We start from the raw sequence: 23,220 nt of genomic DNA, 5'->3' as shown, positions 1-23,220 counted from the left end.
CCTCAATAGATGAAAGTGTATACCCTGTGCACATCACGACGCCCAAAGGCGGCCGCGCGAAAATGCATACGGATAAAATAGTTGACTACTATCGCAGTGACACATAGCGATAACAACCCATAAACAGCCTGACTTTTCAGCGCAATATGCTGAAGCACCGACTGTGCGACCGGTTTCTTATTCATATCATTGTAAAACACGTATCGGGACTCGAGTATGACAGCCCGGCGAAACCACGAGAAAACCCCTGATCTAACAGGAGAGCCCTTGTTCAGTTATCACAATGCCTTACCGGCTCTGGAGTCCTGAGAAGCGCCGAAATGGGTATAACATCGGCAGGTTTGCAGATTTGAAATGCAGGTTGCGGGGAATAAACGCACGTCAGAACGACGCGACAGGTCCTGTAGAAAACAGCGCTTCATTATCTCTTATCACCTCCACGCAAGCCGTTAAGACCCGCGACAAGCCAAAGCCATTAAATTCACTGCTTAACCCGGCTGGAAGTGGCGACACAGCGTTTCTGCCGTGCGCTTTTTTAATGAGCCGCGCGCGGCGTTTTATACCGAGAACGGGGTGAAAATGCAAAATAAAAAAGCTGTGTTTGCCGCATTGCCAGGAAAATTTTCCGTCACTATTTGTGACAGGATGTGGCGAGCATCAAAAAACGCTGGCATTAGGGTCAAGAATTAACCTAGAATAGCCATCCAGATGTTAATCCGTCCATACGTGAAGAATGTATGCGCAGACCGATTAACACGCAGACTTCATGTGTCACCTTCTGCAGTCCGCGTCCGCCAGACGCGAAGACCTCCGGACACAGAATTCGAGCTAACCGTATTACTCCAGGGTGAAAACTTACTATGGCAAAACACCTTTTTACGTCCGAGTCCGTCTCTGAAGGGCATCCTGACAAAATTGCTGACCAAATTTCCGATGCCGTGCTGGACGCTATCCTTGAGCAGGATCCGAAAGCACGCGTTGCTTGTGAAACCTACGTCAAAACCGGCATGGTACTGGTAGGTGGCGAAATCACCACCAGCGCGTGGGTAGATATCGAAGAGATCACCCGTAACACCGTCCGTGAAATCGGCTATGTGCATTCTGACATGGGCTTTGACGCGAACTCCTGCGCCGTACTGAGCGCAATTGGTAAACAATCTCCGGATATCAACCAGGGCGTTGACCGTGCAGACCCGCTGGAACAAGGCGCTGGCGACCAGGGCCTGATGTTTGGCTATGCGACCAATGAAACCGACGTGCTGATGCCAGCACCGATCACCTATGCTCACCGTCTGGTTCAGCGCCAGGCTGAAGTGCGTAAAAACGGCACGCTGCCGTGGCTGCGTCCGGACGCGAAAAGCCAGGTGACGTTCCAGTATGACGACGGCAAAATCGTCGGCATCGACGCGGTAGTTCTGTCTACTCAGCACGCAGAAGAGATCGATCAGAAATCCCTGCAAGAAGCGGTGATGGAAGAGATCATCAAACCGATCCTGCCGACCGAATGGCTGAATGCCTCAACCAAATTCTTCATCAACCCGACTGGCCGTTTCGTTATCGGTGGCCCAATGGGCGACTGCGGTCTGACCGGGCGTAAAATCATCGTTGATACCTACGGCGGCATGGCTCGTCACGGCGGCGGTGCATTCTCCGGTAAAGATCCATCAAAAGTTGACCGTTCTGCGGCATATGCTGCGCGTTACGTGGCGAAAAACATCGTTGCGGCAGGCCTTGCCGATCGCTGTGAAATCCAGGTTTCTTACGCTATTGGTGTGGCTGAACCGACCTCCATCATGGTGGAAACGTTCGGTACGGAGAAAATTGCCATCGAACAGCTGACGCTGCTGGTGCGCGAGTTCTTCGATCTGCGTCCGTACGGCCTGATCCAGATGCTGGATCTGCTGCATCCGATCTACAAACAAACCGCCGCATACGGTCACTTTGGGCGTGAAACTTTCCCATGGGAAAAAACCGACAAAGCGGCGCTGCTGCGTGAAGCTGCCGGTCTGGAATAATTCTCTGGCCGCGTTGCCGTTCAGGCCAGCCTTGTGCTGGCCTTTTTATTTTTGACACCGGTTCATTCCGCCGCGATTTTTTCCAGCGCCTATACTCACTTATCCCACACCGCATTTATCTGAAAGCGATTACACCGCTGCGCTTCGCTGATTTTTCAGACTTTTCCTTTTGAAAAACGAACATAACATGACTGTTACATTCCGTTTCGGTTTAGTCTGAAACTCACCGCGCCCCCTCTCCTTTACCGCCCAACAATTCTATAATAATTAACACTTTTATTTACATTGACGGCCTTATTGCAATGTAACCGATTACACTCATGTGATGTAAATCACGTATTTTTAGTGATGAGTGGCCTACCTTTTACATCGAAAAAACCAATGACATGAATGGAGGGCATAATGCCTGACAATAAAAAACAGGGGTATTCAAACAAGGCAATGACCTTCTTTGTTTGTTTCCTCGCTGCACTGGCAGGACTGCTTTTTGGCCTGGATATTGGGGTAATCGCTGGTGCGTTGCCCTTTATTACCAAAGATTTTCAGATTAGCGCACACACGCAGGAGTGGGTGGTCAGCTCAATGATGTTCGGTGCCGCCGTTGGCGCCGTCGGCAGCGGCTGGCTCTCCTGGCGCCTCGGGCGTAAAAAAAGCCTGATGATTGGCGCGATCTTGTTTGTCATCGGTTCGCTCTGTTCTGCGGCCGCACCAAACGTGGAAGTGCTGATTATTTCCCGCGTACTGCTCGGTCTGGCGGTTGGTATTGCCTCTTATACCGCGCCGCTGTATCTCTCTGAAATCGCGCCGGAAAAAATTCGCGGCAGCATGATTTCCATGTATCAGTTGATGATCACTATCGGGATTCTGGGCGCTTATCTCTCTGACACCGCGTTCAGCTATAGCGGCGCATGGCGCTGGATGCTGGGCGTTATCATCATTCCGGCGATTTTGCTGCTGATTGGCGTGTTCTTCCTGCCGGACAGCCCGCGCTGGTTTGCCGCCAAGCGCCGCTTCCATGACGCCGAACGCGTGTTGTTGCGCCTGCGCGATACCAGCGCCGAAGCGAAAAACGAGCTGGAAGAGATCCGCGAAAGCCTGCAGGTAAAACAGACCGGCTGGGCGTTGTTCAAAGAGAACAGCAACTTCCGCCGCGCGGTGTTCCTTGGCGTGTTGTTGCAGGTGATGCAGCAGTTCACCGGGATGAACGTCATCATGTATTACGCGCCGAAGATCTTTGAACTGGCGGGCTACACCAATACCACTGAGCAGATGTGGGGCACGGTGATCGTCGGTCTGACTAACGTACTGGCGACCTTTATTGCCATCGGTCTTGTCGATCGCTGGGGACGCAAACCCACGCTGGTGCTGGGCTTCCTGGTGATGGCGGCTGGTATGGGCATTTTGGGTACCATGCTGCATCTGGGTATCCACTCGCCATCGGCACAATACTTTGCTGTTGCCATGTTGCTGATGTTTATTGTTGGCTTTGCCATGAGTGCCGGTCCGTTGATTTGGGTACTGTGTTCCGAAATTCAGCCGCTGAAAGGCCGCGACTTCGGTATCACCTGCTCCACCGCGACCAACTGGATTGCCAACATGATTGTCGGCGCAACCTTCCTGACCATGCTGAACACGCTGGGCAACGCCAACACCTTCTGGGTCTACGGCGGTCTGAACGTCTTGTTCATCGTGCTGACGCTGTGGCTGGTGCCGGAAACAAAACATGTTTCGCTGGAGCACATTGAGCGTAACCTGATGCGTGGCCGCCCGCTGCGCGAAATTGGTTCCCACAACTAACCTTAAAGGCTTCCTCTGCGGAGGAAGCCTTTGCTTTTTGCCTGTTGCACTCCTGCCCCGCCCCACCTATTCTCTGCACTTATGAAAACTCCCCGTCTTCCAATCGCTCTTCAGCAAGCCGTGATGCGCAGCCTGCGGGATAAACTCGCGCAAGCGAACCTGAAACTGGGGCGCAACTACCCGGAACCGAAACTGGTATATCAACAGCGCGGCACGGCGGCAGGCACCGCCTGGCTGGCTGATTACGAAATCCGACTTAACCCCGTATTGCTACTCGAAAACCAGCAGGCGTTTATTGAAGAGGTGGTTCCTCACGAACTTGCCCACTTGCTGGTGTGGAAGCACTTTGGTCGCGTCGCGCCGCACGGTAAAGAGTGGAAGTGGATGATGGAGAGCGTGCTCGGTGTGCCCGCTCGCCGCACACATCAGTTCGAACTGGAATCTGTGCGGCCCAATACTTTCCCATACCATTGCAAATGCCAGCAGCACCAGTTAACGGTACGGCGACACAATCGCGTGCTGCGCGGCGAGGCGGTTTACCGCTGCGTACACTGCGGCGAGCCGCTGGCTGCCGGCGCGAGTAACTGAATCCATTAAGAAGTTTTCCGCGCGAACTGATTGCATCAGGCAACAGCTTCCGCTACGTTGCGAACTCGTTTTGACAGGGAGTTCGCCATGTTTCGTTTTATCTCACTCTTCTTCGCGCTGATAGCAGTTCCCGCCTTCGCAGCGGACGGCATCAACAGTTTTGCCCAGGCCAAAGCAGCGGGCGTCAAAGTTAACGCCGATGTGCCGGGAGATTTTTACTGCGGCTGTAAAATTAACTGGCAGGGTAAAAAAGGGGTTATCGACCTCGCGTCTTGCGGCTATCAGGTGCGTAAAAACGAAAACCGCGCCAGCCGGGTCGAATGGGAACATGTCATGCCAGCCTGGCAGTTCGGCCATCTGCGCCAGTGCTGGCAGGATGGCGGGCGTAAAAACTGCGCCAAGGATCCGGTGTACCGTAAAATCGAAAGCGATATGCACAACCTGCAACCCGCCGTCGGCGAGGTAAACGGCGATCGCGGCAACTTTATGTACGGTCAATGGAACGGCGGTGCAAGCCAGTATGGCCAATGCGGCATGAAAATCGATTTCAAAGAAAAACTCGCCGAGCCGCCGGAACGCGCTCGCGGTGCGATTGCCCGTACCTATTTCTATATGCGTGACCAGTACCAACTTAGCCTTTCACGCCAGCAAACGCAGCTTTTCACCGCCTGGGACAAGCTTTATCCGGTAACCGACTGGGAGTGCAAACGTGACGAGCGCATCGCCAACGTGCAGGGCAACCATAACCCTTACGTGCAGCGCGCTTGCATGGCGCGAAAGAGCTAACCTACACTAGCGGCATTTGTTACAGTCCGCCCCGCCCGTTAATTCCGGCCGGGGCTGCAACCTAAGCGGATTCGAAATACCATGCGCATTCCCCGCATCCACCACCCAGAACTTATCCAGCCAGGCCATGATATCGCCCTCAGCGAAGATGCCGCTAACCATGTCGGCCGCGTGCTGCGTATGGGCCAAGGCCAGGCCATTCAGCTTTTCGACGGCTCCAATCAGGTGTTTGAGGCCGAAATTATCCGCGCCGATAAAAAAAGCGTGGTGGTGAAAATTCTTGGCAGTGAAGTGGACGATCGTGAATCGCCGCTGCATATTCACCTCGGCCAGGTGATGTCGCGTGGTGAAAAAATGGAATTCACTATCCAGAAATCGATTGAGCTTGGGGTAAGCCTCATTACGCCACTTTTTTCTGAGCGCTGCGGGGTTAAACTGGATGCTGAACGCCTGAACAAGAAGCTTCAGCAGTGGCAAAAAATTGCCGTTGCCGCTTGTGAACAGTGCGGCCGCAACCGGGTGCCGGAAATACGTCCGGCCATGGATCTCGAAGCCTGGTGCGCCGAAGAGGAAACAGGCTTAAAGCTGAACCTGCATCCGCGCGCCAGCCAGAGCATTAACACGCTGCAGCTGCCCGTTGAACGCGTGCGCTTACTGATTGGCCCGGAGGGCGGGTTATCCGCCGACGAGATTGCGATGACCGCGCGTTATCAGTTCACAGATATTTTGTTAGGCCCCCGTGTGCTACGCACAGAGACTACGGCGCTTACCGCCATCACCGCGCTTCAGGTGCGCTTCGGCGACCTGGGTTGAAAGGAGAAGCAGAATGATCAAGCTCGGTATAGTGATGGATCCCATCGCGGACATCAATATCAAAAAAGACTCCAGCTTCGCCATGCTGCTGGAAGCTCAGCGCCGCGGCTACGAGCTGCACTATATGGAGATGGCGGATCTTTATCTGATTAACGGTGAAGCCCGCGCCCGTACCCGCACGTTGTCCGTCGAACACAATTACGACAAATGGTATGAATTCGGCAGCGAACAGGATCTTGCTCTCGCTGAGCTGGACACCATCCTGATGCGTAAAGATCCGCCGTTCGATACCGAATATATTTATGCGACGTACATCCTTGAACGCGCGGAAGAAAAAGGCACGCTGATCGTTAACAAGCCGCAGAGCCTGCGCGACTGCAACGAAAAACTGTTCACCGCCTGGTTCCCGGAGTTAACCCCGGAAACGCTGGTTACGCGCAACAAAGCACAGTTAAAAGCCTTCTGGCAGAAGCACACCGACATCATTCTTAAGCCGCTGGACGGCATGGGCGGTACCTCAATTTTCCGCGTGAAAGAGGGCGATCCAAACCTCTCGGTTATCGCCGAAACGCTCACAGAGCTGGGCAGCCGCTACTGCATGGCGCAAAACTACCTGCCCGCCATCAAAGATGGCGACAAACGTGTGCTGGTCGTTGATGGCGAACCGGTGCCTTACTGTCTGGCACGCATTCCGCAGGGCGGTGAAACTCGCGGTAACCTCGCCGCAGGTGGACGCGGCGAACCGCGTCCGTTAAGCGAAAGCGACTGGGCTATCGCGCGTAAAGTCGCGCCGGTGCTGAAAGCCAAAGGCTTGATCTTTGTCGGACTGGATATTATCGGCGATCGCCTGACTGAAATTAACGTCACCAGCCCAACCTGCATTCGCGAAATCGAAGCGGAATTCCCGATCTCCATTACCGGTATGTTGATGGACGCTATCGAGAAACGCCTCGGAAAATAACTGTCATAGAAAGGTGCGGGACGGATCCCGCCCCTCGCCAGCTTTGGCTAGTGACAGCACTCCGCTTTCCCCCCATACTAGGCTGTCGCTTTTTTGAACCAGGAAACAGAACCTCTGACAATGAATTTACAGCATCACTTTCTTATTGCCATGCCTGCTCTTCAGGATCCCCTCTTTCGTCGCTCCGTGGTTTACATTTGCGAGTACAACGATGAAGGTGCGATGGGGCTGATTATTAATAAGCCTCTGGAAAACCTGAAAGTGGAAGGTGTTCTGGAAAAGCTCAAAATCCAGCCCACAGAACGCGATCCGGCAATCCGCCTGGATAAACCGGTGCTGCTTGGCGGCCCGCTGGCTGAAGATCGCGGTTTTATTCTGCACACGCCGCCAGCGGCATTCTCGTCGAGCATTCGCGTGTCGGATAACACCGTGATCACCACCTCGCGCGATGTGCTGGAGACGCTTGGCACGGCAGAGCAACCGAGCGAAGTGCTGGTTGCGCTGGGTTATGCCTCGTGGGAGAAAGGGCAGCTCGAAGAGGAGATCCTTGATAACGCCTGGCTCACTGCGCCTGCGGATCTCAACATTCTGTTTAAAACGCCGATCGCCGATCGCTGGCGTGAAGCGGCGAAACTTATCGGTATCGATATCTCTACCATGCCTGGCGTGGCAGGGCACGCCTGATGAGCGGAACCCTGTTAGCCTTTGATTTCGGTACCAAAAGCATTGGCGTTGCCATCGGGCAGCGCATCACGGGTACCGCTCGCCCACTCAGCGCGCTGAAAGCGCAGGACGGCACACCGGACTGGAAGCTTATCGAAAAGCTGTTAAAAGAGTGGCAGCCCGAGTCTGTCATTGTGGGTTTGCCGTTGAATATGGACGGCACCGAGCAACCCCTTACCGCCCGTGCCCGTAACTTTGCCAATAAAGTTCATGGCCGTTTTGGCGTGCAGGTGACGCTGCATGATGAGCGTTTAAGCACCGTAGAAGCCCGCGCCGGGCTGTTTGAACGCGGCGGTTTTCGCGCGCTCGACAAAGGAAGTGTCGATTCCGCTTCCGCAGTCATCATCCTTGAGAGCTACTTCGAACAACATTTCTGAACCTGCCCCGACCAGCCGTTCTCCCTGTTCCTGACCCGACGAAAGCCGCGACCTGTTCGCGGCTTTCTGCCGATCGTTCTCACAGTTTCTGGCTGTGCTTTTTGCATTTCATCGCGTGTTTCTATAAAAGAAACACAGTGGCGTTAGCCAGCGTCAGGATTTTTCCGTCAGGCGTTCGACCAGCGCGTGAAGTGCCTGCAGCCGTGTGTCCACTACCGTGTCGTCAACGTGCCACATTCCGGCAAAGGCAAGTGCGGCAGAGTGCGCCCCAAGCGGTTTTGCCATCGAGACTTCACCGTCATCATGGTGCCAGACCACATGGCCGCGCTCGCGTTGCTCGGCAACATGCGGACCAAGCAGTTGCCACTGCTCTTCGCTAAAGCGCTGTTGCAGGGTTTCATCACTTTCTGCCGCCAGTAACGCCATGCCGATGACGGACTGCCAGGCCGGAAGCATATGAAAACCAGCCAGCGCCTGGCTGACCTGGCTACCGGGCTCGGAGTGATAGATATAGATCACCTGATCCTCCCAGAGCACGCCCATTGCCACCACGATATCTTTCGGGGCATGGCTTTCCAGTAGTGGCAGTGCCAGGGAAAACAGTGCCGAACCACGAATAGCCTGCGCTGCCAGCGCATGGATACCGGGACCGGGCAGATAGCGGCGCTGTGCGTCCTGCATCGTCAGGCCAATAGAAGCCATGGTCATCAACAACCGGTTTACACGGGTTGTGTTAATGCCCATCAGGCGAGCCAGTTCGCGACAGCCAATGGCGCGATCGCTGGAAACCAGATACTGCAGGCAGCGAATGCCGTCGATCAGGCTTTGATTGGGTTGTGAAGACATTGCAGGTTCACTTTTCAGGTTGCTCGAAAAACCGATTTTACCGCCAGTAAAGAAGGAAACAAGGTTATGAAAATCTTTCCTCAAACCGATGCCAGAACATTTCCAACGCAGCAACTGCAGGCAGACCTGTTAGTTGCGGGTGGCGGGCTGGCGGGGCTTTGCGCCGCGCTGGCGGCAGCGCGAGATGGCTTGCAAGTGGTGCTCGTTCAGGACAGACCGGTGCTTGGCGGAAATGCCTCCAGCGAAGTGCGTCTGTGGGCCAACGGCGCAACCTCCCATATGGGTAATAATAACCGTTGGGCACGCGAAGGCGGCATCATGGGCGAAATCATGGAAGAGAACCTCTGGCGGAACAAAGAGGGAAACCCGGTGATGTTCGACCTCGTGTTGCTGGATCTTGCCAAAAGCCAGCCGGGGCTGACATTGCTGCTCAATACCGCCGTCTTTGAGGTCGAAAAAACGGAAAATGCCCTCACTGCGGTAAAAGCCTTCAACCCGATTAACGAGACCTTTTACAGCGTAAGCGCCGCGCAGTTCTGCGATGCTACCGGCGACGGCGTGCTCGGTTTTCTGGCGGGCGCAGAATACCGTGAAGGCGCGGAAGAAGAGGAAGAACTGGGTGAAAAAATGGCGCCCGGTGACAATTTTGGCCATAAGCTGGGCCACTCCATCTATTTCTACACGAAGCAAACCGCCGGGCCGGTCAAGTTTGTTCCCCCCTCTTTCGCCCTGAGAGATATCACCGCAATCCCGCGCTACAAGCGCCTGACGTCAACACTGAACGGCTGCGATTTATGGTGGCTGGAGTGGGGAGGCCGCCTCGATACCGTGCACGAAAGTGAAGAGATCAAATGGGAACTGTGGAAGATTGTCTGGGGCGTCTGGGATCATATTAAAAACTCTGGCGAATTCCCTGAAGCTGCCAGTATGACTATCGAATGGGTCGGCGCGATCCCCGGCAAACGCGAAAGCCGCCGTTTCCTTGGCGATCATTTGCTGTGCCAGCAGGACATTATTGAGCAACGCGATCACTATGATGCCGTGGGTTATGGCGGTTGGTCGATAGATTTGCACCCGGCTGATGGCGTGTACAGCACCCACGACGGCTGTCGGCAGTTTCACAGCAAAGGCACCTACACCATTCCGTTTCGCAGCCTCTACAGCCGCTCGCTCGATAACTTATTGCTTACCGGGCGGCTCATCTCCGCCTCGCATGTCGCCTTCGGCAGCGCCCGCGTAATGTGTACCTGCGGTCTGCTGGGCGAAGTTGTCGGACGCGCCGCTGCGCAGTGTAAGGCACTTAACCTGCTGCCGCGTGAACTGGCGCAGCGGGAGCATATCAGCGCTTTGCAGCAACATTTACAGGCCACTGGCTGTTATATCCCACGCCAGTGGCTGAACGACCCGGCGCAAGGCGCCACCGTCAGCGCCAGCAGCGAATACCAACTGAGCGAGCTGGAACCCAACGGCAACTGGCAGTCGCTTTCGGAGCGCATGGCGATACTGTTACCCGTACGCGCAGGCGCGCAACTGCCCGAAATGACACTGCGTTTACGGGCATCAACACCGCAGCCACTGGCGGTTTCGCTGCTTGGCAGTGCACGCGCCGGGAACTTCACCCCGGACTATCAATACGACGAAAACGCGCTTCAGGTCTCCGGCGAAGCAGAGCACACCCTGGCCTTCCAGTGGCAAAGCGATCGCGATCAGTACGTATTTGTCGCTTTCGAAGCGCAGGAAAATATCGAAATTGCGCTCACGAATACCCACCTGCCAGGCCTTATGACGGTCTTTAACAGCCTTAACGCCCGTGTGGCAAAACACACCCGGCAGGTCGCAGATGGCGATTATGGCGTCGACGAGTTCGATTTCTGGCTTCCACGCCGCCATCCGCAGCAGATCTTCCCCGCCCTGCGTTTCAGCCAGCCACTGAATGGCTGGTGTGCGCAGAATGTATTAAATGGCCGCTTGCGTCCGGAGCAGCAAATCAACGCATGGACACCGGCCGCAGATGATGTCGCCCCGGAGATCATCTGGCGCTGGGCGGAGCCACAAACGCTGCGGCATCTGACGCTGGTGCAGGACAACGACTTCGATAACGCGATGGAGTCGGTCCAGATGGGTCATCACTATGCCGTAACGCCGCATTGCATCACGCACTACCGTCTGTGGGCCGATGAACAGCTCCTGGCCGAGGTAGAAAATAACCACCATTCGGTGTGCCAGCACAGGCTGGAAGTACCGCTGACGGTGCGCAGCGTCAGGCTGGAGATCCTGAAAACGGCGGGCGCGCTGCCCGCGGTTTACTCGCTAAACATCCGCTAAAGCCAGCCTTGCAGCACTCGCTGTTGGTGGCTTTGTGCAAAGGTTTGCATCCCCGCCTGTTGACCGGTTTGCATTACGCCGGGCAACTGGTGGGTTTTGCCTTCGCGGATCAGGCTCGCCACCGCCGGCGAGTTGATCAGCAACTCGAATAACGCCACTCGCCCTCCCCGCTTGTCCGCCTCAAGTTTTTGCGCCAGCACCGCCTGCAGGCTTCCCGCCAGTTGGCTGCGCACAGGATCTTTTTCTTGCGCCGGAAAGGTATCGACCAACCTCTCTACCGCTTGTGCCGCACCGCGCGTATGCAGCGTCGCCAGCACCAGATGCCCGGTTTCTGCGGCGGTCAGGGCCAGACGGATGGTCTCGCTGTCGCGCAACTCACCGAGCAGGATCACGTCCGGATCCTCACGCAGCGCCGCGCGCAGGCCGTCAGCAAATGACATGCAATGCAGACCCACTTCCCGCTGCTGAATCAGGCAGCGGTTACTGGTGTGAACAAACTCGATCGGATCTTCCAGCGTCAGAATATGCGCATCGTTATGCTGATTCAGATAATCCACCATGGCTGCCAGAGTGGTGGATTTGCCGCTGCCGGTCGCGCCCGTCACCAGAATCAGGCCGTTTTCCCGCCCAAGTAATTCGCTCAACGGCGCAGGGGCGTCCAGCTCGCTGAGCAGTGGGCAGCTTTGCGGCAGCAAGCGTAACGCCAGCGAAACACCACCGTGACGCGTAAAGGCTCCTGCCCGCAGCCTGTGCCCCGCGGCTGTCGTCAGGGCAAAATCGACCTGCCCCCGCTCTCGCCACAGACGCTGCTGAGCCGTATTGAGGTGCAAATCAATCAGCCCGGCGAGATCCGCTATTTCAAACGGCGCAGGTTCAAGGCGGCCTTGCTGCCGCCAGCGCGGCACAGAGCCACTGCACAGGTGTAGATCCGAGACATTATGCTTTACACTAAGCGCCACTATTTCTTCTATATCCATATAGCCATCCTGGAATCATGAACGATATTGCGCATAACCTGGCACAGGTCCGGGACAAAATCTCAGCCGCCGCAGCGCGCTGCGGCCGTGCTTCAGAAGAAGTGACATTGCTTGCAGTGAGCAAAACCAAACCTGCGAGCGTTGTCGCAGAAGCGATCGACGCCGGGCAACGTGCTTTTGGTGAAAACTATGTTCAGGAAGGGGTGGATAAAATTAACCACTTCAGGCAACTGGGCGTTCAGGGTCTGCAATGGCACTTTATTGGCCCGCTACAGTCCAACAAAAGCCGTCTGGTGGCGGAGAACTTCGACTGGTGCCACACGGTAGACAGGTTGCGTATTGCCAGTCGTTTAAGCGAGCAGCGCCCGGCAACGTTAGCGCCGCTGAATGTGCTTATCCAAATCAACATCAGTGATGAGCAGAGCAAATCCGGCATTGCGCTCAGCGAGCTGGATATGCTGGCCGCTCAAGTAGCCGAGCTACCCGGCGTTTGCCTGCGCGGGTTGATGGCGATACCTGCGCCGGAAACAGATTACGAACGCCAGTTTGCCGTGGCACGGCAAATGGCTGTAGCATTTGAAGCGTTGAAAACACGCTATCCGACGGTGGATACCCTGTCGTTGGGCATGTCCGACGATATGACCGCCGCCATTGCGGCGGGAAGCACGATGGTGCGCATTGGTACGGCCATTTTTGGTGCGCGCGATTACACGAAAAATTAAGGAAAACTGAGGAACGCCATGAAGACGTTGACTTTCCTGCTCTCGACAGTGATTGAACTCTACACAATGGTTCTGCTGTTACGTGTCTGGATGCAGTGGGCACGCTGCGATTTTTACAACCCGTTTTCGCAGTTCGTGGTCAAGGCCACGCAGCCGATTGTCGGGCCGCTGCGCCGCGTACTGCCCGCGATGGGGCCGCTGGATAGCGCCTCGCTGCTGATTGCTTTTGTTCTGTCGTTTATTAAAGCGATACTGATCTTTATGGTCATCACCTTCCAGCCGATTATCTGGGCCTCCGCCCTGCTGATTTTACTCAAAACCATCGGCTTGATGATTTTCTGGGTGCTGCTGGTAATGGCCATCATGAGTTGGGTCAGTCAGGGACGCAGCCCGGTGGAATATGTGCTCATGCAGTTGACCGAGCCGCTGCTGCGCCCAATCCGCAGTCTGCTGCCGGCCATGGGCGGCATCGATTTTTCACCGATGATTCTGGTGCTGCTGCTGTATGTTCTGAATATGGGGATTGCGGAATTGCTGCAATCTACCGGCGATATTCTGCTGCCGGGGCTGTGGATGGCACTATGAGTGCCGTTGTTACCTGTGAAGACGGGCTGGTGTTGCGGCTGTATATTCAGCCTAAAGCCAGTCGTGACGCCATTATCGGGCTGCATGGCGACGAGTTAAAAGTCGCCATCACCGCCCCGCCAGTGGACGGCCAGGCCAATGCGCACCTGGTAAAATTCCTCGCTAAGCAGTTCCGCGTGGCAAAAAACCAGGTCGTGATTGAAAAAGGCGAACTGGGCCGCCACAAACAGATTAAAATCTCACATCCGCAACAGATCCCGACGGAAGTCGCGGCGCTGATACATTAGGATCCGCTATGCAAAAAGTTGTCCTCGCTACCGGTAATGCCGGTAAGGTGCGCGAGCTGGCCTCGCTGCTGAATGATTTTGGCTTTGATGTTGTCGCACAAACTGAGTTGGGCGTCGAGTCCGCCGAAGAGACCGGCCTGACGTTTATTGAAAACGCGATCCTCAAAGCGCGCCACGCAGCGCAAGTTACTGGCCTGCCTGCGATTGCCGACGATTCAGGCCTGGCTGTCGATGCCCTCGGCGGTGCGCCGGGCATTTATTCCGCCCGTTATTCCGGCGTTGATGCCAGCGACCAGCAGAATCTGGAAAAACTGCTCGACGCGCTAAAAGATGTGCCGGACGCTGAGCGCAAAGCGCAATTCCATTGCGTACTGGTCTATATGCGTCATGCGGATGACCCGACCCCGCTGGTGTGCCACGGCAGCTGGCCTGGCGTGATTACGCGGCAGCCTGCCGGTAACGGCGGCTTTGGCTACGATCCGATTTTCTTTGTCCCTGCTGAGGGCAAAACCGCAGCGGAGCTCACCCGCGAAGAAAAAAGCGCGATCTCCCACCGTGGACAAGCGTTGAAACTGTTACTGGAAGCACTGCGTAATGGCTGATTTGCCGCCTCTGAGCCTTTATATACATATTCCGTGGTGCGTACAGAAATGCCCGTACTGCGATTTCAATTCCCACGCATTAAAGGGCGAAGTGCCACACGACGACTACGTTCAGCATTTGCTTAACGATCTCGATGCCGATGTCGCCTACGCGCAGGGACGTGAAATAAAGACCATTTTTATTGGTGGCGGTACGCCGAGCCTGCTCTCTGGTCCGGCAATGCAAACATTGCTGGACGGCGTACGTGCGCGTTTGCCGCTCGCACTGGATGCAGAAATAACCATGGAAGCCAACCCCGGAACCGTGGAAGCCGACCGCTTTGTCGACTACCAGCGTGCCGGCGTGAACCGCATTTCCATTGGCGTACAAAGTTTTAGCGAAACGAAGTTACAGCGCCTGGGGCGTATTCACGGCCCGCAGGAAGCCAAACGCGCCGCGCACCTGGCGAGCGGGCTGGGGCTACGCAGCTTTAACCTTGATTTAATGCACGGCCTGCCGGATCAGTCGCTGGAAGAAGCGCTGGACGACTTGCGCCAGGCGATTGCGCTCAACCCGCCGCATCTGTCGTGGTATCAGCTCACCATTGAACCTAATACGCTGTTTGGATCACGCCCTCCGGTGCTGCCAGACGACGATGCGCTCTGGGACATTTTCGAACAGGGCCACCAGATCCTGACCGCCGCCGGGTATCAACAATATGAAACCTCGGCTTACGCAAAACCTGGCTACCAGTGTCAGCACAATCTCAACTACTGGCGTTTTGGCGACTATCTGGGGATTGGTTGCGGTGCGCACGGTAAAGTGACGTTGCCGGATGGGCGTATCCTGCGCACGGCAAAAACCCGTCATCCACGCGGTTATATGCAGGGCAATTACCTGGATAAGCAGCACGATGTGGAGACGCAAGATAAACCGTTTGAATTCTTTATGAACCGTTTCCGCCTGCTGGAACCCGCACCGCGTGCAGATTTTTCACGCTATACCGGCCTGGATGAGCGCGTTATTCGCCCGCAAATTGAGGAAGCACTGAAGCTGAATTATTTGACGGAAAGTGAAGAGAACTGGCAGATAACAGAACACGGTAAATTATTTCTTAATTCCCTACTGGAACTATTTCTTTCCGAATAATTCCGGTGCTGGCCGTTCGGTTATTTTAACAGCCAGCCAGGGAACATTCTGCTACTAGTAAATATTACGCTGGCGCATTGCGTGGCGCAGCAGAACAATACCACATGCAATAATCCCGCCGATCATCGCTGCCAGAATCAGAATTAATGGCTTGCCAGCACCATCTTTTTTCATCGGAAGAGAGGGCGTCAGCTGGTATTTGATCGGGGAAAACTCAATATCTTTGATGTTAACTTTTTCCAGCTCCGACAACATATATTCCCGGTTCTGGAAATCCGCGTTTAACTCAGTAACATCTTTAAGCGACTTTTCAATTCTTAGCTTTTCAGCGATCCCATCCGCGCCCAGCGCGATAGAAAAATCAGGGTCATCCTGTACGGATTGACCATTACTGTAGACCGGGCGTTTAATGCCTGCAGCATTCGCAACTTCCAGCGAGTAATTCAGGCGCTTGATCTTGGCATCATGTTTCGTGGTGATGCGCACACGATCCATCTCAAGCATGTTTTTTTCGTAATTTTTACGCACTTCAACATCGCTACGCAGTGTATCCAGCGTCTCTTTCACCACCTGAGCTGACACATAATCGATATAGCTTTTAAGCACTTGCTGGGCTTCCGGCGCACTCGGCGCGGTGAAACTCAGCGACCATAAAGCGTAGGGCGAAGTGTCAACACTGCCCGGTTTGATACTATTAACGGCTTTAATTTTTTCCGATAGCAACACGACGGCGCGACGCAATTCGTGTTGATCAAAATTCTGATCCTGCAACTTACCTAAAACCAACGGAGAAGAGGCAAGAAACTCTTCTTTCAATGACTGAGAGTTAAACTTTTTCAGGAAAAGATTAAATATTTCATTAGCATCAACAGGAACTTTTACATCCAGCACTTGCAGCGCGACCAGCGTTTTCTGTAATTCCGTCCACTGGATTTTTTCTGCCGCAGTCACCTCAGCATAACTGGTCCATTTCTGTGGCAATAATGCGGCAATAAAAAAACCCACGACAGTAAATAACAGCACAGTCGCAATGATGAAAACTTTACCTTTCCACAAAACACCCACCAAATTTAGCAGGTCTATTTCATGGTTTCTAAGTGGAACAGGCTGATTCTCATAAAATGAAGGGGTATGTTCAGATTTGATATTTAGTGATGACATAAGATTTTATAGTGAGAATCGCGTCCATGATTTGAAGCCGCGATATTATCATCAACAAGAACATTCTGAAAGTATATCAAAGGCAATTTAACTCACAGATATTCATAGATTTTATTCAAAACCCACCATATTTTGTAGTTTTTTTCAGTTGATTGCACTTTAATTAACCAATAAGAGCTTATTCCCCTAAAGCACAATAATAGAGCGAAGATAGATTGAAAAGTGTATTTTATATATTTAGAAATATATCAGCGGAAATTTAATATTTGAAACAAGACACAACCTTTCCATCAAAGAGAAGGCTGTGTCAAGGCATTACTTCAACTGGGAGGTTAACGCCTTCCGGCTCTCTTCCAGCGTCACTACACGCTTACAAACATCTTTCCCGAACTGCTGGAAATCCGCTTCCTGGTTTTTCCACTCGTTCTGGATAGCGGTCTGTAACCCGCCGAGGCTGCCTAAGACGTTTTGTAATGGGTTACCGCCGCTTTTCAGCACCGCTTTCGCGCCCATTTCATTAATGCTGTCCTGCAGAATGCCGCCCATCGCCTGGTTCACCAGTTGCTGGCCGTCCGCACGCACTTGCTCAATCGCTTTATAGTGGAAGGTCAGGCCATCGCTACGATGCTCAATAATGCGATTCATCTGCTCTTTTAATTGCGCATCTAGCTTGGTCAGGCGATCACGCATGCTGCTGCTTTCACCGACCTCTTTGACGATGATTTTATCCAGCGCAATGCGGTTTTTCTCCACGCGGCTACGCGCACCATTGTCAATCCACGGCAGCGCGCTGCGCAGTTCTGCCTGGTAATCTTTTGCCTGCTCGCGCTGAGCGGCGCTAAGGGTCGGTTGTTTGCCGTTGAACATCACGTTGCCATCCGGTGTGATAACCAGATTGCCGTTCTCGCCTTTCACCTGCACGGTTTGCGGATTGATGATCACATCGTCACGCGGCGTGACGCTACATTGATAGTCGGCCTGAGCCGCGAATGCTGTAAGCGTTAGAGCCGCCGCCAGTAGCGTTTTGCGCATCATAAAAACTCCTGTAGAGACAAAACGGGCCAGCAAATGCTGGCCCCTTATGTTTTAGTTAGTCCCACCAAACGTCGAAAAGTTCGCTCACGCGCACCTCGGTCACCTGGTGTTCTTCAAGCCATTTACGCACGATGGCCTGATGCTCTTCAGTACATTTGCCAATCTCTTGCAGGCAAATCAGACCATCCCACGCCAGATAACCGCTACCGTCAAACGCCAGCTTGTTCGGCTCAATCACTTCCTGAATAAAGTCATCAACCGTTTTATCAATCTGCTCTTCGCTGGTGCCTTCCGGGAAGCGCCATGCAACAGAAAAACCCAGTTCCTGAAATTCATCGATATGCATTTTTTTACGCAAACGACGGCTGCGGTTTGTTGCCATTATTTCACCCTCTCGAACATTAAGTCCCATACGCCGTGACCAAGACGATGGCCACGCTGTTCAAATTTGGTTACCGGGCGCGACTCTGGACGCGGCACAAAGTCGTTTGTCGCCGACAGGTTTTTGTAACCGTCGATGGAAGTCATCACTTCCAGCATATGCTGCGCGTAGGCTTCCCAGTCTGTCGCCATATGAAACACACCGCCCAGCTTGAGCTTGCTTTTCACCAGTTCAGCAAAGGGTACCTGAACGATGCGGCGTTTATTATGACGCGCTTTGTGCCACGGGTCAGGGAAAAAGAGCTGCACCATATTCAAAGAATTGTCAGGGATCATCTTGTGCAACACTTCTACAGCGTCGTGGCACATTACGCGCAGGTTTTCAACGCCCTCTTCATGTGCGGAGGAGAGGCAAGCGCCAACGCCCGGCGAATGTACTTCAATGCCGAGGAAATCCTGCTCCGGTCGCGTTTTCGCCATTTCAACCAGCGACGCGCCCATACCAAAACCGATCTCCAGCGTGACAGGAGCTGTGCGGCCAAACAGCGTGGCGAAATCCAGCGGCTGCTCAGTGAACTCAACGCCCATCACCGGCCAGTAATTATCCAGCGCGTGTTGCTGCCCTTTCGTCAGGCGGCCCTGGCGACGGACAAAGCTGCGAATGCGGCGCAACGGGCGGCCGTTTTCATCAAATTCCGGTGAAATGACGTCGTTATTCATAAAGTGATCTGCTTGTGAGAGTGTTCAGGAAACGGGCATTATCCAAAGTTCATCGCCCGATGCAAGCACCGGAAAGTTCCGGTTTACAGCTCAGCGCCTCTGTGCTGCAATCTTCGCCCCTGATTACGTGATTCTGGTGACCATGCAAGCGTCTCAATTTTCAGCCCAGGTGCTGGGCTGGTACGACAAATACGGGCGAAAAACGCTGCCCTGGCAAATTGAAAAAACGCCTTACAAAGTATGGCTATCGGAAGTGATGTTGCAACAAACGCAAGTGACAACCGTAATCCCCTACTTCCAGCGCTTTATGGCGCGTTTCCCAACCGTGAGCGATCTGGCGAATGCACCACTGGATGAAGTGCTGCATTTGTGGACTGGTCTGGGTTATTACGCGCGAGCGCGCAACTTACATAAAGCCGCGCAGCAGGTGGCTAACCAGCACGGCGGGCACTTCCCGGAGACCTTCGAAGAAGTCGCCGCGCTTCCGGGCGTTGGCCGCTCGACCGCGGGCGCTATCCTCTCTTTATCGCTGGGTAAACACTTTCCCATTCTCGATGGCAACGTGAAGCGCGTGCTGGCGCGCTGTTACGCTGTCGGCGGCTGGCCCGGAAAGAAAGAAGTGGAAAAACGGTTGTGGGAGATCAGCACAGACGTCACACCGGCTCAGGGCGTCGAGCGCTTTAACCAGGCGATGATGGACCTGGGCGCGATGGTTTGCACCCGTTCGAAACCGAAATGCGAGCTCTGCCCGCTGCAAACGGGCTGTGAAGCTTATGCTTCCGGCACCTGGGCGCAATATCCGGGTAAAAAACCGAAACAGACGCTGCCCGAGCGCACCGGATATTTCCTGCTGATGCAGCATGAAGGCGAAGTATATCTTGAGCAGCGCCCACCGAGCGGGCTGTGGGGCGGGTTATTCTGCTTCCCGCAGTTCAGCGATGAGGCCAGTCTGCGGGCCTGGCTGGCGCAGAGGAAGATTAGCGCCGATAATCTCAGCCAACTTGTGGCGTTTCGCCATACATTTAGCCATTTCCATCTGGATATTGTGCCTATGTGGCTTGGCGTGTCCTCGTTCTCGTCTTGCATGGATGAGGACGCAGGTCTTTGGTATAACTTAGCGCAACCGCCATCCGTCGGTCTGGCGGCTCCCGTGGAACGCCTGATACAGCAATTACGTGCCGAAGTCCGTTAGGCGCGCAAGCAAAGAGGATTATGTTATGAGCAGAACTATTTTTTGTACCTTCCTGCAACGTGAAGCGGAAGGACAAGACTTCCAGCTCTATCCGGGCGATCTCGGAAAACGCATTTATAACGAGATCTCGAAAGAGGCCTGGAAGCAGTGGCAGCAGAAGCAAACCATGCTTATCAACGAGAAAAAACTCAACATGATGAACGTCGAGCACCGCAAACTGCTGGAAGAGGAGATGGTGAATTTCCTGTTTGAAGGTAAAGACGTGCATATTGAAGGCTATACGCCGCAAGAAAAAAAATAAGCCGCTGTTCACGCGCAATCACTGGTAATGCTGCGAAAACATGGGAAGGCATTGCCAGTGCGCAGAGACACCGGCGCTAACACACCAACACAATTGCATCCCGGAATGATGAAAAAATATTTAGCGCTAGCGATTATTGCGCCGTTGCTGATTTCTTGTTCCAGTTCGAATAAAACAGGCGACGACTACAACGAAGCCTGGATTAAAGACACCAACGGTTTTGACATCCTGATGGGTCAATTTGCCCATAATATTGAGAATTTATGGGGATTTAACGAGGTTCTGATTGCAGGCCCGAAAGACTACGTTAAATACACCGACCAGTACCAAACCCGCAGCCACATCAACTTCGATGAGGGGACGATCACCGTCGAGACTATCTCCGGCACCGAACCTGCGGCGCATTTGCGCCAGGCGATTATCAAAACCCTGCTGATGGGCGACGATCCGGGTTCAATCGATCTTTACTCCGATGTCGACGATATTCAGATCTCGAAAGAGCCGTTCCTCTATGGCCAGGTGGTGGATAACAACGGCGAAGCCATTCGCTGGCAATGGCGTGCAGCGCAGTTTGCGGACTATTTGCTGCAAACACGTCTGAAAAGCCGCAGCAACGGCTTACGGATGATCTACAGCGTGACCATTAACCTGGTGCCAAACCACCTGGATAAACGCGCGCATAAATACGTCGGTATGGTTCGCAAAGCGGCGCATAAATATGGCGTCGACGAATCGCTGATTCTGGCGATTATGCAAACCGAATCCTCCTTTAACCCATACGCCGTCAGCCGCTCCGATGCGCTCGGTTTAATGCAGGTTGTGCAGCACAGCGCCGGTAAAGATGTGTTCCGCGCGCAGGGGAAATCTGGTACGCCCGATCGCAGTTATCTGTTTGATCCGCAAAGCAACATCGATACCGGCACCGCCTATCTGGCGATGCTGAACAATATTTATCTCTCCGGTATTACTAACCCTACATCGCGGCGCTATGCGGTTATTACCGCTTATAACGGCGGTGCCGGCAGCGTGTTACGCGTCTTTTCCGCCGATAAAGTGCAGGCGGCAAATATCATCAACACCATGACGCCGGGAGATGTGTACCAAACCCTGACCACACGCCACCCCTCGGCGGAATCCCGCCGCTATCTCTACAAAGTTAACGCTGCGCAGAAAACTTACCGTCGCAACTAATCTGCTGCCTCTTTCGTCTGTACCAACGAAAGAGGCATAAGGTATTCATGTGAGTGATGCAAACGGTTGCGCTAAAGTGTGAGATACGTCACCATATAAAAATGCAATCAGAGGAAGTTTGCATTTTTATGTCGGGCATAACAAATTCGCCACCCCGTAGATGGTAGAATCCTGACACATAACAAACGCAATTGTGCCCATTCCAACATCTATCACTCTCCTTTGTGAGGAAATTAGCATGAATCTTAAGCTGCAGCTGAAAGTCATTATCTTTCTGCAGTTCTGCCTGTGGGGAAGCTGGCTGACTACGCTTGGCTCTTATATGTTCGTTACCCTGAAATTCCAGGGCGCGGAAATTGGCGCGGTATATAGCTCGCTGGGTATTGCATCACTGCTGATGCCAACGCTGCTCGGTATCGTTGCGGACAAGTGGCTGAGCGCAAAATGGGTGTATGCCCTGTGCCATCTGGTTGGCGCGATTACATTATTTATCGCCGCAGGCGTCACCACGCCAGGCGCAATGTTCGCCATCATCCTGCTTAACTCGCTGGCCTACATGCCAACGCTGGGCCTTGTGAACACCATTTCTTACTTCCGCCTGAAATCCGCAGGCCACGATATCGTGACCGATTTCCCACCGATTCGTATCTGGGGCACCATCGGCTTTATTCTGGCGATGTGGGCGGTGAGCTTCTCCGGTTTCGAACTGAGCCACATGCAGCTCTACATTGGCGCGGCGCTGTCGCTGGTGCTGAGCCTGTTCTCTCTGACGCTGCCGCATATGCCGGTTGCTAAAAGCAAAGAGAAACAGACCTGGGTGGAAATGCTGGGCCTGAACGCTTTCGCGCTGTTTAAAAACAAGCGCATGGCGATCTTCTTTATCTTCTCGATGCTGTTAGGCGCCGAGTTGCAGATCACCAACATGTTCGGCAACACCTTCCTGCACAGCTTTGACGCGAACCCGCTGTTCGCCAACAGCTTCATCGTGACACATGCGTCGGTGATGATGTCGATTTCGCAGATTTCCGAAACCGCATTTATCCTGGCGATCCCGTTCTTTATGAGCCGTTACGGCATCAAGAACGTCATGCTGATCAGTATCATCGCCTGGGTGCTGCGTTTTGGTCTGTTTGCTTATGGCGACCCGACGCCATTCGGTACCGTGCTGCTGGTTCTGTCGATGATCGTTTACGGTTGTGCATTCGACTTCTTCAACATCTCCGGTTCGGTATTCGTGGAGAAAGAGGTGAATCCGGCTATCCGCGCCAGTGCGCAGGGTATGTTGCTGATGATGACCAACGGCTTCGGCTGTATCCTCGGCGGGATGGTGAGCGGCAAAGTGGTGGAGATTTACACCACTGCGGGCATCACCGACTGGAAAACCGTGTGGCTGATTTTCGCCGGTTACTCGCTGGTGCTGGCCTTCGCCTTCGTGATGCTGTTTAAGTATAAACACGTGCGTGAGCCAGAAGGCGTGGCGCAGAAAGCCTGAAACTGATAACCATCTCCTGAAGGTGGTTAACGATGCAAAGACAAAACCCGGCCTGAACGCCGGGTTTTTTGTGGCCATTTGACCATCTCTTTTTGCGAAGGTGGTCAGCAACAGGCGTTGGCTTATTATCTTTTGCTTTAAATCGTGCAGAACAGGCTGAGGCTTTTATTAATGCTTTTAGCGCTCGCCTCCTGGGCGCGATCAATACCATCTG

The 23,220-nt window shown here is 53.8% G+C and carries 25 protein-coding genes; 18 read left to right on the top strand and 7 right to left on the bottom strand.

The window, feature by feature from the left end:
• Positions 1-2: 2 nt before the first annotated feature.
• On the bottom strand, positions 3-185 hold the full coding sequence (gene yqgB, locus RT644_RS23615; protein WP_141402812.1) for an acid stress response protein YqgB: 183 nt from the start codon (positions 183-185) through the stop codon (positions 3-5).
• Positions 186-860: 675 nt separating this feature from the next.
• Here yqgB and metK point away from each other — a divergent pair.
• The 8 genes from metK (at position 861) to ruvX (ending at position 8,060) form a co-directional block, all read left to right on the top strand.
• On the top strand, positions 861-2,015 hold the full coding sequence (gene metK / locus RT644_RS04815) for a methionine adenosyltransferase (RefSeq protein ID WP_020455159.1): 1,155 nt from the start codon (positions 861-863) through the stop codon (positions 2,013-2,015).
• A 402-nt stretch (positions 2,016-2,417) separates the two neighbouring features.
• Complete coding sequence (locus RT644_RS04810) at positions 2,418-3,812, top strand: sugar porter family MFS transporter (RefSeq protein WP_020455160.1); 1,395 nt, start codon at positions 2,418-2,420, stop codon at positions 3,810-3,812.
• Positions 3,813-3,893: 81 nt separating this feature from the next.
• Complete coding sequence (locus RT644_RS04805) at positions 3,894-4,400, top strand: SprT family zinc-dependent metalloprotease (RefSeq protein ID WP_017457584.1); 507 nt, start codon at positions 3,894-3,896, stop codon at positions 4,398-4,400.
• An 87-nt stretch (positions 4,401-4,487) separates the two neighbouring features.
• Positions 4,488-5,186, top strand: a complete 699-nt coding sequence (gene endA, locus RT644_RS04800; RefSeq protein ID WP_313626026.1) for a deoxyribonuclease I — start codon at positions 4,488-4,490, stop codon at positions 5,184-5,186.
• A gap of 81 nt (positions 5,187-5,267) precedes the next feature.
• Positions 5,268-5,999, top strand: a complete 732-nt coding sequence (gene rsmE, locus RT644_RS04795; RefSeq protein ID WP_313626024.1) for a 16S rRNA (uracil(1498)-N(3))-methyltransferase — start codon at positions 5,268-5,270, stop codon at positions 5,997-5,999.
• A gap of 13 nt (positions 6,000-6,012) precedes the next feature.
• Entirely contained in the window at positions 6,013-6,960 is a 948-nt protein-coding gene (gshB, locus tag RT644_RS04790; protein WP_097406108.1) for a glutathione synthase, read from the top strand.
• 120 nt (positions 6,961-7,080) lie between these two features.
• A complete protein-coding gene (locus tag RT644_RS04785) occupies positions 7,081-7,644 on the top strand; it encodes a YqgE/AlgH family protein (protein WP_017457580.1) in 564 nt (187 codons plus the stop codon).
• Positions 7,644-8,060: a Holliday junction resolvase RuvX gene (gene ruvX / locus RT644_RS04780; protein WP_017457579.1), complete on the top strand. Its 417-nt coding sequence runs from the start codon at positions 7,644-7,646 to the stop codon at positions 8,058-8,060. The genes RT644_RS04785 and ruvX overlap by 1 nt, the downstream gene beginning before the upstream one ends.
• Positions 8,061-8,213: 153 nt before the next feature.
• On the opposite strand, the gene RT644_RS04775 is transcribed toward ruvX, so the two are convergent.
• Complete coding sequence (locus RT644_RS04775; protein ID WP_313626021.1) at positions 8,214-8,906, bottom strand: IclR family transcriptional regulator; 693 nt, start codon at positions 8,904-8,906, stop codon at positions 8,214-8,216.
• Positions 8,907-8,972: 66 nt separating this feature from the next.
• Between RT644_RS04775 and RT644_RS04770 the strand changes: the two genes are divergently transcribed.
• Positions 8,973-11,231, top strand: coding sequence for an FAD-dependent oxidoreductase (locus tag RT644_RS04770; protein WP_313626019.1), 2,259 nt, complete (start codon positions 8,973-8,975; stop codon positions 11,229-11,231).
• Here the strand turns inward: RT644_RS04770 and RT644_RS04765 are convergent.
• The gene (locus RT644_RS04765) at positions 11,228-12,208 is read right to left on the bottom strand and encodes a type IV pilus twitching motility protein PilT (RefSeq protein ID WP_249879857.1); all 981 of its coding nucleotides are present in this window, start codon (positions 12,206-12,208) and stop codon (positions 11,228-11,230) included. The genes RT644_RS04770 and RT644_RS04765 overlap by 4 nt on opposite strands.
• A gap of 17 nt (positions 12,209-12,225) precedes the next feature.
• Between RT644_RS04765 and RT644_RS04760 the strand changes: the two genes are divergently transcribed.
• The 5 genes from RT644_RS04760 to hemW are packed head-to-tail and all read left to right on the top strand — an operon-like array spanning position 12,226 to position 15,533.
• Positions 12,226-12,930, top strand: a complete 705-nt coding sequence (locus tag RT644_RS04760) for a YggS family pyridoxal phosphate-dependent enzyme (RefSeq protein WP_097406104.1) — start codon at positions 12,226-12,228, stop codon at positions 12,928-12,930.
• Positions 12,931-12,948: 18 nt separating this feature from the next.
• Positions 12,949-13,515: a YggT family protein gene (locus RT644_RS04755; RefSeq protein WP_017457574.1), complete on the top strand. Its 567-nt coding sequence runs from the start codon at positions 12,949-12,951 to the stop codon at positions 13,513-13,515.
• On the top strand, positions 13,512-13,802 hold the full coding sequence (yggU, locus tag RT644_RS04750) for a DUF167 family protein YggU (protein WP_017457573.1): 291 nt from the start codon (positions 13,512-13,514) through the stop codon (positions 13,800-13,802). The genes RT644_RS04755 and yggU overlap by 4 nt, the downstream gene beginning before the upstream one ends.
• An 8-nt stretch (positions 13,803-13,810) precedes the next feature.
• Positions 13,811-14,404: an XTP/dITP diphosphatase gene (locus RT644_RS04745; protein ID WP_097406103.1), complete on the top strand. Its 594-nt coding sequence runs from the start codon at positions 13,811-13,813 to the stop codon at positions 14,402-14,404.
• A complete protein-coding gene (gene hemW, locus RT644_RS04740) occupies positions 14,397-15,533 on the top strand; it encodes a radical SAM family heme chaperone HemW (RefSeq protein ID WP_313626015.1) in 1,137 nt (378 codons plus the stop codon). The genes RT644_RS04745 and hemW overlap by 8 nt, the downstream gene beginning before the upstream one ends.
• A gap of 54 nt (positions 15,534-15,587) precedes the next feature.
• Here the strand turns inward: hemW and wzz(fepE) are convergent, their stop codons facing one another.
• From wzz(fepE) to trmB, 4 genes are all read right to left on the bottom strand, one after another.
• Positions 15,588-16,694 (bottom strand): LPS O-antigen length regulator Wzz(fepE), encoded by a 1,107-nt coding sequence (gene wzz(fepE), locus RT644_RS04735; protein ID WP_313626013.1) that lies wholly within the window; start codon positions 16,692-16,694, stop codon positions 15,588-15,590.
• A gap of 315 nt (positions 16,695-17,009) precedes the next feature.
• Positions 17,010-17,729 carry a DUF2884 domain-containing protein gene (locus RT644_RS04730; RefSeq protein WP_313626011.1) on the bottom strand — a complete coding sequence of 240 codons (720 nt, stop codon included), beginning with the start codon at positions 17,727-17,729 and terminating at the stop codon, positions 17,010-17,012.
• Positions 17,730-17,784: 55 nt separating this feature from the next.
• Entirely contained in the window at positions 17,785-18,111 is a 327-nt protein-coding gene (locus RT644_RS04725) for a YggL family protein (protein WP_086873489.1), read from the bottom strand.
• Complete coding sequence (gene trmB / locus RT644_RS04720; protein WP_020455174.1) at positions 18,111-18,830, bottom strand: tRNA (guanosine(46)-N7)-methyltransferase TrmB; 720 nt, start codon at positions 18,828-18,830, stop codon at positions 18,111-18,113. The genes RT644_RS04725 and trmB overlap by 1 nt, the downstream gene beginning before the upstream one ends.
• 142 nt (positions 18,831-18,972) lie before the next feature.
• Between trmB and mutY the strand changes: the two genes are divergently transcribed.
• The 4 genes from mutY (at position 18,973) to RT644_RS04700 (ending at position 23,006) form a co-directional block, all read left to right on the top strand.
• Positions 18,973-20,022, top strand: a complete 1,050-nt coding sequence (gene mutY, locus RT644_RS04715) for an A/G-specific adenine glycosylase (protein ID WP_313626008.1) — start codon at positions 18,973-18,975, stop codon at positions 20,020-20,022.
• 25 nt (positions 20,023-20,047) lie between these two features.
• Positions 20,048-20,323: an oxidative damage protection protein gene (locus tag RT644_RS04710; RefSeq protein ID WP_020455176.1), complete on the top strand. Its 276-nt coding sequence runs from the start codon at positions 20,048-20,050 to the stop codon at positions 20,321-20,323.
• Positions 20,324-20,431: 108 nt separating this feature from the next.
• Positions 20,432-21,514, top strand: a complete 1,083-nt coding sequence (gene mltC / locus RT644_RS04705) for a membrane-bound lytic murein transglycosylase MltC (RefSeq protein WP_020455177.1) — start codon at positions 20,432-20,434, stop codon at positions 21,512-21,514.
• A gap of 238 nt (positions 21,515-21,752) precedes the next feature.
• Positions 21,753-23,006, top strand: coding sequence for a nucleoside permease (locus RT644_RS04700; protein WP_020455178.1), 1,254 nt, complete (start codon positions 21,753-21,755; stop codon positions 23,004-23,006).
• The last annotated feature ends 214 nt before the right edge of the window (positions 23,007-23,220 follow it).

This window comes from Kosakonia sp. (assembly GCF_032104925.1).
Lineage (GTDB): Bacteria > Pseudomonadota > Gammaproteobacteria > Enterobacterales > Enterobacteriaceae > Kosakonia.
Note: the sequence above shows the minus strand (reverse complement) of the source record. Positions and strands in the feature narration are given on the sequence as shown.

What these genes read in the sequence shown, in the direction of transcription:
- RT644_RS04810 (WP_020455160.1), top strand. Translation starts at nt 2,418, where the DNA reads ATGCCTGACAATAAAAAACAGGGGTATTCAAACAAGGCAATGACCTTC.
- RT644_RS04760 (WP_097406104.1), top strand. Translation starts at nt 12,226, where the DNA reads ATGAACGATATTGCGCATAACCTGGCACAGGTCCGGGACAAAATCTCA.
- ruvX (WP_017457579.1), top strand. Translation starts at nt 7,644, where the DNA reads ATGAGCGGAACCCTGTTAGCCTTTGATTTCGGTACCAAAAGCATTGGC.
- RT644_RS04745 (WP_097406103.1), top strand. Translation starts at nt 13,811, where the DNA reads ATGCAAAAAGTTGTCCTCGCTACCGGTAATGCCGGTAAGGTGCGCGAG.
- RT644_RS04710 (WP_020455176.1), top strand. Translation starts at nt 20,048, where the DNA reads ATGAGCAGAACTATTTTTTGTACCTTCCTGCAACGTGAAGCGGAAGGA.
- endA (WP_313626026.1), top strand. Translation starts at nt 4,488, where the DNA reads ATGTTTCGTTTTATCTCACTCTTCTTCGCGCTGATAGCAGTTCCCGCC.
- rsmE (WP_313626024.1), top strand. Translation starts at nt 5,268, where the DNA reads ATGCGCATTCCCCGCATCCACCACCCAGAACTTATCCAGCCAGGCCAT.
- yggU (WP_017457573.1), top strand. Translation starts at nt 13,512, where the DNA reads ATGAGTGCCGTTGTTACCTGTGAAGACGGGCTGGTGTTGCGGCTGTAT.
- RT644_RS04725 (WP_086873489.1), bottom strand. Translation starts at nt 18,111, where the DNA reads ATGGCAACAAACCGCAGCCGTCGTTTGCGTAAAAAAATGCATATCGAT.
- trmB (WP_020455174.1), bottom strand. Translation starts at nt 18,830, where the DNA reads ATGAATAACGACGTCATTTCACCGGAATTTGATGAAAACGGCCGCCCG.
- RT644_RS04700 (WP_020455178.1), top strand. Translation starts at nt 21,753, where the DNA reads ATGAATCTTAAGCTGCAGCTGAAAGTCATTATCTTTCTGCAGTTCTGC.
- RT644_RS04775 (WP_313626021.1), bottom strand. Translation starts at nt 8,906, where the DNA reads ATGTCTTCACAACCCAATCAAAGCCTGATCGACGGCATTCGCTGCCTG.
- hemW (WP_313626015.1), top strand. Translation starts at nt 14,397, where the DNA reads ATGGCTGATTTGCCGCCTCTGAGCCTTTATATACATATTCCGTGGTGC.
- RT644_RS04770 (WP_313626019.1), top strand. Translation starts at nt 8,973, where the DNA reads ATGAAAATCTTTCCTCAAACCGATGCCAGAACATTTCCAACGCAGCAA.
- RT644_RS04785 (WP_017457580.1), top strand. Translation starts at nt 7,081, where the DNA reads ATGAATTTACAGCATCACTTTCTTATTGCCATGCCTGCTCTTCAGGAT.
- gshB (WP_097406108.1), top strand. Translation starts at nt 6,013, where the DNA reads ATGATCAAGCTCGGTATAGTGATGGATCCCATCGCGGACATCAATATC.
- RT644_RS04765 (WP_249879857.1), bottom strand. Translation starts at nt 12,208, where the DNA reads ATGGATATAGAAGAAATAGTGGCGCTTAGTGTAAAGCATAATGTCTCG.
- RT644_RS04805 (WP_017457584.1), top strand. Translation starts at nt 3,894, where the DNA reads ATGAAAACTCCCCGTCTTCCAATCGCTCTTCAGCAAGCCGTGATGCGC.
- mltC (WP_020455177.1), top strand. Translation starts at nt 20,432, where the DNA reads ATGAAAAAATATTTAGCGCTAGCGATTATTGCGCCGTTGCTGATTTCT.
- mutY (WP_313626008.1), top strand. Translation starts at nt 18,973, where the DNA reads ATGCAAGCGTCTCAATTTTCAGCCCAGGTGCTGGGCTGGTACGACAAA.
- yqgB (WP_141402812.1), bottom strand. Translation starts at nt 185, where the DNA reads ATGAATAAGAAACCGGTCGCACAGTCGGTGCTTCAGCATATTGCGCTG.
- metK (WP_020455159.1), top strand. Translation starts at nt 861, where the DNA reads ATGGCAAAACACCTTTTTACGTCCGAGTCCGTCTCTGAAGGGCATCCT.
- RT644_RS04730 (WP_313626011.1), bottom strand. Translation starts at nt 17,729, where the DNA reads ATGATGCGCAAAACGCTACTGGCGGCGGCTCTAACGCTTACAGCATTC.
- RT644_RS04755 (WP_017457574.1), top strand. Translation starts at nt 12,949, where the DNA reads ATGAAGACGTTGACTTTCCTGCTCTCGACAGTGATTGAACTCTACACA.